Origin of the sequence: Cellvibrio sp. OA-2007, assembly GCF_000953825.1 — a bacterium.
Lineage (GTDB): Bacteria > Pseudomonadota > Gammaproteobacteria > Pseudomonadales > Cellvibrionaceae > Cellvibrio.
In genome coordinates, this window is record NZ_BBUL01000076.1 from 29,507 (window position 1) to 41,865 (window position 12,359).

The following is a 12,359-nucleotide window of genomic DNA, read 5'->3' on the forward strand; positions in this document are numbered from 1 at the left end:
TCAGGACATTAGGTAAGCAAGGGAGTAGAATGCCGCCCCATAAATAGCAGCCGATTGATGACCGCCCCATGATTCCACGTATTAATCAAACCTCCCCTGTGCAAGCCCTGTACCTGAACTTTATCAACGCCTTGCGCGAGAATGGTTTCAGTGGCGATCTGAACCCGGACTACGCCAACCGCACGGTATTGGCGACGGATAACTCCATCTATCAAGTGCTGCCACAAGGTGTGCTCTACCCCCGCGACACAGCCGATTTGGTGCGCATCGCCAAGCTCAGCCAGCAGCCAAAATACCAGGCCGTAGTGCTCAGCCCACGGGGTGGCGGCACTGGCACTAACGGCCAATCGCTCACCGATGGTTTGGTGGTGGATACCTCTAAATACATGAATCAAATTCTGGAGATCAACGCGGAAGAGCGCTGGGTGCGTGTGCAATGCGGTGTGGTGAAAGATCAGCTCAACGCGGCGATCAAGCCATACGGTTTATTTTTTGCGCCGGAACTCTCTACCAGTAACCGCGCCACCATCGGCGGCATGATCAATACCGATGCCTCCGGCCAAGGTTCCTGCCGCTACGGCAAAACCCGCGATCATGTTCTCGAATTAAAAACCGTGCTGCTCGATGGCACTGAATGGGCATCCAAGGCAATCGATGAAACTGAATTAGAAGCCCTGTGGAAACGCGACGATCGCGTGGGTGAAGTGCATCGCATTGTGGACGCCATCCAACGTGAACATCACGCGCTGATCGAGGCAAAATTTCCCAAGCTCAACCGCTGCCTGACCGGTTATGACTTGGCGCATATTCGCGACCAACAAGGTCGTTTTAATCTGAACAATATTCTGTGCGGCAGCGAAGGCACCCTCGGTTTTATCACCGAAGCCAAGATCAGCCTATTGCCCATTCCCAAATTCAGCGCATTGATTAACGTCAACTACCGCGATTTCAACGTCGCCCTGCGCGATGCCACTCAGCTGATGAAAGCGGAACCGACTTCCATTGAAACGGTGGACTCCAAAGTCCTGAATCTGGCGATGAACGATATAGTCTGGCACAGCGTGTCCGAATTTTTCCCAGCGCCAGAGAGCGGCGAAAAAATTCAGGGCATCAATCTGGTTGAATACACCGCAAACACAGAAGATGAGTTAAATGCGGATGTTAAAAAACTCACTGACATGCTCGATCAAGCTGCGCAGGATTCAAGCACTGGCCGCATCAGCTATTCCATTGCCTGGGGCAATGAAGCGGTCAATAAAATTTGGGGCATGCGTAAAAAAGCGGTAGGTTTACTCGGCAATGTGCAAGGCGAAATTCGCCCGGTACCGTTTGTGGAAGACACCGCAGTACCGCCCGAAAATCTCGCCGATTTTATCGCCGAATTCCGCGCAGTACTCGATGAATACAATTTAACTTACGGCATGTTTGGCCATGTGGATGCCGGCGTATTACACGTGCGCCCCGCGCTGGACATGAAAGATCCTGCGCAAGAAAAAATGGTGCGCGTGATTACCGATCGCGTGGTAGCACTCACCCAAAAATACAACGGCCTCTTATGGGGCGAACACGGCAAAGGCGTTCGCTCGGAATATGCGCCGGCGTTTTTTGGCGAGCTGTATCCGCAAATCCAGCGCATTAAGGCGGCGTTTGATCCGCGCAACCAGTTAAACCCCGGCAAAATCGCCACGCCTTCGGCCGACATCAAACTGTTAAAAATTGATGAAGTGACCACACGTGGCCAGCAGGATCGCAAAATCCCAGTGCAAGTTTGGGAAGGCTATAGCGAAGGCATGCACTGCAACGGCAATGGCCTCTGCTACAACTGGAACCCGAATGATGCCATGTGCCCCAGCTGGAAAGGCACCCGCGAGCGCAAGCACTCACCCAAGGGGCGCGCGTCGTTAATGCGCGAATGGCTCAAACAAATGAGCGAGCGCGGCGTTAATGCCATCGATGAAAGTAAAAAAGTAAAGCGCGCAAGTTTCTTATTCAATTTGCCAACACGCATTATCAACACAGTTGGAAAACGCAAAGGCGAATACGATTTCTCTCACGAAGTACACGAATCCATGATGGGTTGCCTTGCGTGTAAATCCTGTGTCGGTCAATGCCCGATTAAAGTCGATGTTCCCGAATTCCGCGCAAAATTTTTAGAGTTGTATTACAGCCGCTATATGCGTCCACTCAAGGATTATTTTATCGGCGGTTTGGAATTTATGATTCCCACCCTCGCCAAAATGCCTTGGGCATACAACCTGATGATGAAACCGCAATTTATGCAGACGTTTATGGCGCGTTTTATCGGCATGGTCGATAGCCCACTGCTCACCGGCATCAGCCTGCACAAAGCCGCAGAAAAACTTGGGGTTAATTACGCCACCCTGGAAAACATCGCGCAGCTCACACCTGCCGAAAAAACCAAAGCGGTTATTCTGGTGCAGGATGCCTTCACCAGTTATTTTGAAACCCCGCTGGTAATAGACACACTCACCCTATTGCAAAAACTCGGCTTTATTCCGCTACTGGCACCCTTCAAGCCCAACGGTAAACCCTTGCAAGTGCATGGCTTTTTAAAAGCCTTTGCCAAAGCGGCTGATACCAATGCAACCCAACTCAACGGCCTCGCCTCTTCCGGTATTCCACTGATGGGCATAGAACCGGCCATGACCCTCGCCTACCGCGCCGAATACAAAAAAGTGCTGGGCGATAACGCGCCTAAGGTGCAACTGATTCAAGAGTGGCTCGCGCAACAGAGTGAACAACTCAGCAGCAAAACCCGCGATTTCAAAGCCGCCGAGTTTTCGCTGCTCGCCCACTGCACCGAAAAAACCAATGCAGTGAGTTCGGTAAAAGATTGGCAAACGGTTTTCGCTCAACTCGGCCAACAATTAAAAGTGATCGAAACCGGCTGCTGCGGCATGGCTGGAACCTATGGTCACGAGAGCAGCAATGTCGAAACCTCTAAAAAAATCTATGCGCTGTCCTGGTCGCAAGTAGTGAACAACCCAGTCAACAGCGGCAAGTTAACCGCGACTGGTTATTCCTGTCGCAGCCAAACCAAACGCATCGACAATGTAAAACTGCCCCACCCAGTACAGATTTTATTGCAACAACTCCATTGATTACTTAGAAACAGGAATTCTAAACATGAATAGATTTGATAAAAGCTTTAATGGTAGTGATCCAATTACTGCGCGTCCGTTTAGTAGCGGACATCCAGATGGTGCATGGATAATATCTATCGTCTATGGGTTTATTCTATTTTCCTCTTCTGTCGGATTTTTTATCGGCCTTTATAAATCCATAACAGGCGACTCCATACAAGCACCATTAATAATAGGTTCACTTGTCAGTTGGTTGCTATTTGCCCCACCGATTAAATTAATATTTATGCGTTCAGCAAAAGCACTATTCTGGTGTTTAGCCGTGTTAGGTATTTTTGTATTAGCACTTGTAATCAGCCTCTTCACTAACGCTGACAGCATCATACCAACTGCTCTAGCAACCATAGTGCAAGCTTATATTTGCTTTTATTTATATGGGCTATTAAAAGATGAGCTGATATTTTTAGACTCGAAACAGCACCCTTCTAAGTAAACTTTAGTTTCAAAATTTAACTACTAACAACTTTCACTGACTGACGAGCCACGACTATGAAATTATTACGCAAACTGTTTGGAAGCAAAGCCAAAGCCGAACCGATTAAGCCAGCACCTATTCCGGTTGCAGAACCCAAAGCACCGAAACCGGTTATTAGTTTGGATGTGGTTGAGCAAACCAACGATGAAAGCGAGCTGCTCAAACTCGCCAGCGATGGCGCCACCAGCCAATTGCGCCAAGCGGCTGCGGAAAAAATACATAGCCGTGAGATTCTGGAGCAACTCGCCAAAGCGGTGAAAACCAAAGACAAAAACGTATTTAAAATTGTTAAAGCTAAATTGGATGTATTTAAAGCGGAAGATGCAAAACTGGCAGAACTGGAAGCCAGTGCTGCGCGCATTTGCGAAAAGCTGGAACGCCACTCCCATTTTGAAGCAGATTCATTGTTCAAAGCAAAATTGACAGTATTGCAAAGCGAGTGGGATGCCTTGGGGCAAGTGTCTGCTGTAGCGCAAGCGCGTTACCAAAGCGCGCTTGCCGCCTGCGAAGAAAAAATTAACGCTCGCACGCAAGCCATCGCCGATGAAGAAGAAAAGCTATCACTCGATCAACAAGCCCTGCAATTGGCAGAAGAGGCTTATAACAGCCTAAAACAATTGGCGGGCGATATTTATCGCGCAAGCCATGTCGATGAACTGCTCAACGCTAACTACGAATTAAAAATTCAGGAGTTGAGCAATGCTGTGCGTTTGGCTGCCAACCGCCAATTACCGCTAGATAAACTCAGCAAAGCGTTCGAACTGCGCAAACAGCAAACCTTGAATTTACTCGACCAAATCAAAACCTCCGGCACAGTTACACAATTAACCGAAAAACTGGAGCAAGCGGAAGATTCCGAGCTGGTCAAAAATGCACAGCAAAAACTGCAACAATTAATCAAGTCAGCAAAAGAGTTGGGCGATGAACTGCCGGAAACATTAAACGAAGCCAAAGCCAAGTTGGATGCAATCTGGGCGCAGCGCCATCAAACCGAGCAGGCGGCCAAAAATGCCCTGCGCGATTTCAGTGAACTGGCGCGCAAAGGTTTATGGGCAGCGGAGCAAGGTTTTGTGCGCAAAGCCCGCGCGATTCAAAAGGAGCTTGAAGAGAAACGTGCGCAATTGGCAGAAATCCCTAAAGGTATTCAAGCCAAAATCGATGACTTTGAAGCACAGCTGGCAAAACTTGGCGATTGGCACGAATTTGCTGTCACCCCTAAAAAAGAATCGCTGATTACTCAGATGCAAGAACTGGCTAACAGCAGCATGAACCCAGAGGCTCTCGCGACTAAAGTGCACGAACTGCAAGACAACTGGAAAGAAGTCAGCAAAGGTGTACAGCAACAAGACGACGAACTCTGGCAGCAATTCCAGCAGGCATCCGCCGTGGCCTATGCACCCTGCAAAGAATTTTTTGAAGCGCAGGCAGCGGAGCGCGAAAGCAACTTAAATAAACGCCGCGAGTTAGTAAGTCAATTACAGCAGTATTTACAGGGCTACGATTTTAGCAATGCGGTGTGGAAAGACGTTGAACAAACTTTAAAAACGGCTCGCGCTGAGTGGCAAACCTACTGGCCGGTACCACGCAAAGCTGGCAATGAACTGCAAAAAGAATTTGAAAGTTTGATGGAACAATTGTTTGGCAAAATCACCAGCGAATACGAAAGTAACAAAAACGCCAAACAAGGTTTAATCGAACAGGCGCAAACATTGGTAGAGGCTACCGATATACGCGCGGCAACTGAAACAGTCAAACAATTACAAGCCCAATGGAAAACCATCGGCAAAAGCTGGCACAAAGAAGATCAACAACTCTGGCAAGAATTCCGCAGCCATTGCGATGCGGTATTTGCCCAGCGCAACCAAGCATTTGAGGCAGCCAAAGAACAGCGTCAGGCAATCACCACTCAAGCCGAGAGTTTGATTGAACAACTCAACCAATTCAGCAGCCAAACACTTGAACAACTGAATGCAGCGAAGGCAGATATAGACGCGGTTAAAACAGAGTTTTTTGCATTGGATTTACCAAAAGAAACGGCTAAAGCACTGCAAAACAAATTTAATGCCGCCATCACCGCGATTGCTACCAAACGCGATAGCGCGCGCAACCAAGCGGAAGAACAAAGTTGGACTGACTTGTTTAACGCACTGGACGCGCTGCGTGAATATGAACTTGCCGTAATTGCACAAACCGCCAGTGAAACCCTTGCTGCACAAAAAGAAAAATTGGACGAACTCATCGCCAGTACCCCGCGCTGGCCTAGTGGTACGCTTAGCCTGTTACAACAGCGCTTAGCCAAAGCAGATGCAATCACCAGTGCCACGCAAGTAAACAATACCGAACTGCTACGTACATTAACTATTCGTGCAGAAATTTTGGCAGGTCTGGAAAGTCCGGCAGAAGACAAACAAGTGCGTATGGCGTATCAGGTTAAACAAATGCAGGAGGCTTTTGGCCAACGCGACAGCAGCTTTGAACCATTGGTGTTGGAGTGGATTGCGCTAGGTGGCGTGACAACTGCCGTTTATTTATCACTATTGAAACGGTTTAATTACAGCAGAGCACAAGGCTTAAAAAACTAAACCGCAGTAATTAACAATACACAAAGCGAGCCGGTTAACACCTTGCTCGCTTTTTTATTGTTCTTAATATGCTGAAAATCAAATAACTTGCAATAAAAAAAGCAGCCACTGAAACCAGTGGCTGCAAGATAAGGGAGAGGTCAAACAAAATACAAAGGTGAGCTACTACAAAGAACAATCTACATAAAAGTTCAATATAAATAGTTCAACCACAACATTAAGCTTTAAAAAAACTGGCGGAAAAAATCCGCCAGAAATAAGGTCAAACACAACCCCTGTTCACTGCCCTGTCGATAGTTCAGTAAACATTGAGGCAATCCTACCTCTTGCATACTAGTGGGTCAAGCTTTTTGTCATAATGACTTTATGCCACCCAAAAACAATTCCGCCAGTAGATTATTTTTTACTGATAAGTAATTTAAGCAGACAATTGGCACTTAATTCCCTGGATGCAGCACTAAATCATGCGCAAACGCATATGGCATAGCGGCACGTAACAAGGCACAATCCATCTTTGCTACTCAGCGCAGCTCGATGTTGGCAGATTGATTTTTCCAGAGGAGATACAGAGTGGCGAAACAGCCCTTGATTAGCATGCGTCCAGAATCCAAAGGTTTGTCTTATGACCGCCCGGCGGCAAGCCAAATATTTGGCTTTATCCGCGATGCAATTATCAGCATGGAACTTCTTCCCGGCCAAATGATTTCCGAAACTGCTCTCGCCCAGCAATTTGGTGTTAGCCGAACTCCGGTACGGGAAGCATTAATCCAACTCTCCAATATAGGTTTTGTTGAGGTGTGGCCACAACGCGGAACCTATGTGTCTAAATTCAGTATTGAAAAAATTCTAGAGGCACGTTTTATTCGCGAGGCATTGGAGGTTGCAGTAGTCACCCAGATTGCCACCAATCCAGACGCAGCAACCCGCTTGGAGGCGGTGAACACCTGTGAAAAGATTATCGCCGACCAAAAAACGGCAGCAGCAGATGATGACGCACTCGCCTTTCAAAAACTCGATGACAACTTTCACCATGCGCTGGCAAGTTTTACACAATATCCGCGTGTTGCAGCCTTTATCGAAGCAGAAAAAGCCCATATGGATCGTGTGCGCAATCTCAGTTTGCATGTGAGCGGTCAATATAAACGAGTCCTTAGCCAACATGCGGCGATTATTAAGGCAATCAAAGCTGGCGCTGCAGATAAATCAGCCGCTGCTATGAGTATGCACTTAAAAGATGTTTACAATATTTTGGAATTGATCCCACAGGAACATCCGGAATATTTTATTTAAGTAATATCCGCTACACCATTGCAGTACAGAGTGGCCACTGCAAGCGACTCTGTATTGCACTACTCCGCTGAGTGAAGCGAAAGACGCATTTTTCCAAACACTGGCTATACTCCAAGGCATGCTGATCATTACAACGATGCAATCATGTCTTATTGTTTCCCTGCACTATTACACCTAACGGAACATTTTGATGTGCCGGTCTGAATCTTTTCATCTGCGCATTAAAATTATGCTGAGTCTGCTGGCGTTTATTTTTTCGCTTCTGGCATCTGCACAGCTAGACCCGCAGAAAATGCAGCAGGTCATGCAAAACCGTTACGGCAGCGACGGCAGCGCTCTACTGAGTGCATGGAATCTCATGCTCGATAAAGCCAACCATTCATCAGCAGAAGAAAAACTACTTCAGGTAAACCAATTTTTTAATCGCCATGTTCGCTATACCGAAGACAGTATTCTGTGGAAGAAGAGCGACTACTGGGCCACACCGGTAGACATTATGGGGATGCGCGCAGGTGATTGCGAAGATTACACTATCGCAAAATATTTCAGCCTGCTGCAATTAGGCATTGCAACGCAACAATTGCGTCTGATTTATGTAAAAGCCCAAATCGGTGGAGCACAGAGCAAAGTATTTCAGGCGCATATGGTGCTGGGCTATTACCCTACTCCGGATGCAATCCCATTAATTTTGGACAGCCTGATTAACACTATTGAGCCCGCCAATAAACGCCCAGACTTGCACCCGATATTCAGCTTTAACAGCGACGGGCTCTGGGTGGGCAATCAATCGACAGCAGCAGATCCAACTGCACGCCTATCGCGCTGGCGCGATTTGCTAGCGAGAGCCAAAGCAGAAGGTTTTTAATAATGAACAATAGGTGCTCTACCCTAATATCATCAAAAACGACAAATAGTAAAAGGCAACCAGCATGTCATTAATTAAACAATTGTGGATTGGTATTATTGTGCTCTTACTGTTAGTGCTGAGCGGTAATTTTGTTATCAGCACACTGACGGCAAAAACCTATCTACAGGAGCAATTGCGCTTAAAAAATATCGACAATGCCAATTCGCTGGCGCTATCCATATCGCAAATGCCCGAGAAGGATCCCATCACCTTGGAACTACTCATTACTGCGCAATTTGATGCAGGCCATTACGAGTATATTATTTTTCAAGACGCCAACCAAAAACCTATTGTTGCGCGCAACTTTGAAGAACATACCCCTACCGCTACTACTGTGCCGCAATGGTTTTCCAAATACGTAAAATTTAATGTGGCGCCCGGCATTGCACAGGTACAAGATGGCTGGCAACAAGCGGGCACCCTGATAGTAAAAAGTCACTCGCGCTACGCTATAGAAGCACTCTGGCACAACACCCGCGATTTATTGGATTGGTTTATTGTAGCAACACTGCTGAGCGGTTTAATTGGCAGTTTTATTTTGAAATATATTTCACGCCCCCTGGATTTGGTTGTTCATCAAGCTGAAGCCATAGGTGAACGCCGTTTTATCACCTCGGAGGAACCAAAAACTAAAGAGTTTCAGCGTTTGGTACGCGCGATGAATACGCTATCGCAGGGCGTTAAACAAATGCTAGATAAAGAGGCGCGCCAACTTGAGGTGCTGCGCCGCGAATCGCAAAAAGACCCAATCACCGGGCTAGCCAATCGCACCCATTTTTTAAACTTGCTCGATACGTTGTTAACCCGGGAAGATGCGCAGTCCTCTGGCATTTTGGTAATGGCGCGAGTGATGAATTTGAATGAACTCAACAATCAATTGGGACACCAACAAGTCGACCAAATATTGCGTGTCCTTGCCGATGCTCTAAACGGTATTCAGGGTAGCTATGCCCACAGCTACGCAGGCCGCTTAAACGGTAGCGATTTTGTTTTACTCACCCCAACCGATACGCCCATCGATATTTTCAGTGCAGATTTATCACAAAGGCTGAGCTTTCAACTACTTGCCAGCGGCTTTGACAAAATCGCCTTACCCCTAGCTTTATGCAACTTTACCAGCAGTGACAAACGCAATGAGCTTCTACACAAACTGGATGGTGCGCTGGCACAGGCAGAATTAAAAGGTAACCGTGCAATTGTGATGTTGGAAAACAATCAAACGAACTATGCGCAACACAACTTAAGCGAATGGCGTACAGCCATTACCGCTTCATTGAGCGCACAAACTATTGCGCTAGCTAAATTCCCCGTGCGCAACACCAATGGTGATTTAATTCACCATGAAACCGCTGCACGCTTGAAATTAGATAGAGATTTCAAGTCCGCCGGTTATTTTATGCATTGGGCTGTACGTTTAGGATTAATGCCGGATGTGGATTTGGCCATAATAAAGTTAGCCTTGTTACAACTTGGCCATACAAGTGAACCGCTGGCGATTAATATTTCGGCTGCGTCATTATGCAGCGCCAATTTTCGCGAACAGCTAATTGCCCTGCTGCGCAATGAGCCAGAGCACACGAAAAACTTGTGGCTAGAATTTCCTGAAATTTGCATGCTGCGCCATCTGGAAGAGTTGCGCGCGTTTTCTACGCGGCTGCGCAGCTTAGGTTGCCGTATTGGCTTGGAACATGTTGGTTTGGAATTCACTCAATTTGGTGATTTACAGGCAATGGGGCTGAGCTATTTAAAAATAGACAGCGCCATTACGCGCGATATTGACAGTAATACGAGCAGCCAAACATTTGTGCAAAGCCTCTGCACCCTGGGCCACTCATTAGGTATTGTGATGATTGCCGAGGGTGTAATCAGCGATGCAGAGCAGCAGTCTCTACGTAAAATAGGGCTCGATGGATTTACCGGCTCGCACATTATCTGATGCAAAAACTTATTATTAAAAGTGTATTGTTAAGGTTGCGCTTTTTAATGTGCTCGATTAAAGGTGTAAGTTATCGCCATCATCCAGCAGTTGAATACCTTGGCGTTTGCCGCGCAATTCGCGGCGCGCCAATAGTTTATCCTGCGCAATCGCAGGCAAGTCGGTAAAACGAATCACGCCCTGCTCCACCAACAAACTCACCACGTCTTCTAATACCCGCGCCATTGCCTGATCAGTTTGTTCGAGTGCGAGCTGTTCAGCGGATTTTTCACTCTGCAAAAACTGCAGTATTTCCGGTGCATCATCGCCGAGCGACTCGGTAAATTCTCGCTCAGCTACTTTGCTGATTGAAACAATCTCACCGCTTTGATTGCGTTTTACATACATAAAATACCCTCAATAAAAAATCCCGCTAAAAAAAGCGGGATTTTTTCACACTTATTTATCAGTCAGTAATTAAATTTCCTGCGGCTTTTAATTGATTGATAATAGCCTGGTCGGTGCCACTGAGATTAACGCCATTTAAAATAATGGTTTGATCTGTCGCACTTGCAACGTAGCCAGCACTATAGCCCCCAGCACTACTGATATGAACGGTTGTATTGCCTGCCGCATAGGTGAAATGCAAATAATTAGTAAGGTTCGTAGAGTTCTCACCTTGCAATAGATCGGAGAGGTGCAACACATCCCCTTGCCCAGTACTGAAGTCATTAATGACATCCGTTGCAGGTGCTCCGGCAGTACCTTTATCGGCCAGCGCCCATTTAAAGGTGTCCGCACCTAAACCGCCGGTCATAGTGTCGTTGCCTGCACCACCGCTAATAAAATCAGCACCGCTAGTGCCAACAATAGTGTCATTTCCAGCCGTACCATAAAATTGGTTATCACTTCCCATAGTCCCAAATACCGAGATAGTCAGGGTTGCTTTATCAGTACCGCCTTGACCATCCGATAAGGTATAGGTGAAATAATCCTTGGCAATTTGGCCAGGATGCAAACTGGCAAGATTATCGGCGGTGTAACTATAACTACCATTAGCATTCAGGATTAACTTGCCATAAGCACCTTGCAATGCAACGCCTAAGGTGCCGTCGGTTCCTACACCTGCCTCTGCCCCAGTACGTACAGCAGCTACTGATAATGTGCCGCCATCTGAATCCGAGTCGTTAACCAATACTCCCGAAGCAGCTGGGATGGCAACACTTGTTCCCTCTTGTACTGTCGCGGTATTGCGGCCAACCGTTAACCAGGTAACAACATAGTCAGAGCCAGCTGTCGCTGTATCAAATTTAAGTTGATTAAATGCGATTGCATTACCTGAAGCATCTTTGACATCGACAGTTCCTCTGCGGGTAGCATCTGTCGGATTGAATTGCCCTCTACCTACTTCTACACCGCTGAGATAAGCAATCCACAAGCCGGTTTCGGGAACGCCAGCAAAATCGAGCTTGTCAAAACCAAAGCTTGCACTAACCACAGGAGCATTAAAGGTAACCAAAATAGCTTCGCCATTTTGGATTTCATCATCAACCTCTGTAGTGCTACCCTTTCCTGCAACGCCCATAGCACCTGCAACACCATCTGCGTTATTGGTAATTAATGTGCCGCCAATTGCGCTAATCGAACTGATAAATGGCTGAGTCCAGGTAAAGTTGGTGCCACTTTTTAATCCGGCGGTTAGTTGCGTGGATACAGGATCATCGCCGGCGACAGGAGCAATATTAGGTGGTGAGTCGTTATCTAAAATGCGGCCCGTTCCGGTCACACCGCCAATGGTTAAAGGCACAGTTTCAGTTGCCTCAACAATGGCATCATCCACTGTTGGCACGGTGACGCTAAAGCTGGTCACGCCCGCAGGCACAATCAAGTTACCGCCAACCAGGGTCACACCATTGTTGAAGGTGGGTGTACCTATATCCGCTGCTACTGCAGTACCGCCACCCAGGCTATAAGCCAAACTGGTTGGGGTGGCCGATGGGTTGCTCAGCGTCACGCTATAAACGAG

8 protein-coding genes are annotated in these 12,359 nt (G+C 47.2%); 6 read left to right on the plus strand and 2 right to left on the minus strand.

Annotated features, from left to right (window positions below):
- Window positions 1-68: 68 nt before the first annotated feature.
- From AWU77_RS04490 to AWU77_RS04515, 6 genes are all read left to right on the plus strand, one after another.
- A complete protein-coding gene (locus tag AWU77_RS04490) occupies window positions 69-3,122 on the plus strand; it encodes an FAD-binding and (Fe-S)-binding domain-containing protein (protein ID WP_062059735.1) in 3,054 nt (1,017 codons plus the stop codon).
- Window positions 3,123-3,147: 25 nt separating this feature from the next.
- Entirely contained in the window at window positions 3,148-3,597 is a 450-nt protein-coding gene (locus AWU77_RS04495; RefSeq protein ID WP_062059738.1) for a hypothetical protein, read from the plus strand.
- Between the two features lie 56 nt (window positions 3,598-3,653).
- Complete coding sequence (locus tag AWU77_RS04500; protein ID WP_062059741.1) at window positions 3,654-6,221, plus strand: DUF349 domain-containing protein; 2,568 nt, start codon at window positions 3,654-3,656, stop codon at window positions 6,219-6,221.
- Between the two features lie 570 nt (window positions 6,222-6,791).
- Window positions 6,792-7,511 (plus strand): GntR family transcriptional regulator, encoded by a 720-nt coding sequence (locus AWU77_RS04505; protein ID WP_238582302.1) that lies wholly within the window; start codon window positions 6,792-6,794, stop codon window positions 7,509-7,511.
- A 190-nt stretch (window positions 7,512-7,701) separates the two neighbouring features.
- Window positions 7,702-8,376 carry a transglutaminase-like cysteine peptidase gene (locus AWU77_RS04510; protein WP_084618054.1) on the plus strand — a complete coding sequence of 225 codons (675 nt, stop codon included), beginning with the start codon at window positions 7,702-7,704 and terminating at the stop codon, window positions 8,374-8,376.
- Window positions 8,377-8,440: 64 nt separating this feature from the next.
- Window positions 8,441-10,354: an EAL domain-containing protein gene (locus AWU77_RS04515; RefSeq protein WP_062059743.1), complete on the plus strand. Its 1,914-nt coding sequence runs from the start codon at window positions 8,441-8,443 to the stop codon at window positions 10,352-10,354.
- Between the two features lie 57 nt (window positions 10,355-10,411).
- Here the strand turns inward: AWU77_RS04515 and AWU77_RS04520 are convergent, their stop codons facing one another.
- Together AWU77_RS04520 and AWU77_RS04525 are read right to left on the minus strand one after the other, a co-directional pair.
- Window positions 10,412-10,741: a hypothetical protein gene (locus tag AWU77_RS04520; RefSeq protein WP_062059745.1), complete on the minus strand. Its 330-nt coding sequence runs from the start codon at window positions 10,739-10,741 to the stop codon at window positions 10,412-10,414.
- Between the two features lie 58 nt (window positions 10,742-10,799).
- On the minus strand, window positions 10,800-12,359 hold a 1,560-nt coding region (locus tag AWU77_RS04525), incomplete at its 5' end, for a type I secretion C-terminal target domain-containing protein (protein ID WP_152625265.1).

Coding starts and splice junctions, on each gene's coding strand:
- AWU77_RS04490 (WP_062059735.1), top strand. CDS start 69: ATGATTCCACGTATTAATCAAACCTCCCCTGTGCAAGCCCTGTACCTG.
- AWU77_RS04495 (WP_062059738.1), top strand. CDS start 3,148: ATGAATAGATTTGATAAAAGCTTTAATGGTAGTGATCCAATTACTGCG.
- AWU77_RS04500 (WP_062059741.1), top strand. CDS start 3,654: ATGAAATTATTACGCAAACTGTTTGGAAGCAAAGCCAAAGCCGAACCG.
- AWU77_RS04510 (WP_084618054.1), top strand. CDS start 7,702: ATGTGCCGGTCTGAATCTTTTCATCTGCGCATTAAAATTATGCTGAGT.
- AWU77_RS04515 (WP_062059743.1), top strand. CDS start 8,441: ATGTCATTAATTAAACAATTGTGGATTGGTATTATTGTGCTCTTACTG.
- AWU77_RS04520 (WP_062059745.1), bottom strand. CDS start 10,741: ATGTATGTAAAACGCAATCAAAGCGGTGAGATTGTTTCAATCAGCAAA.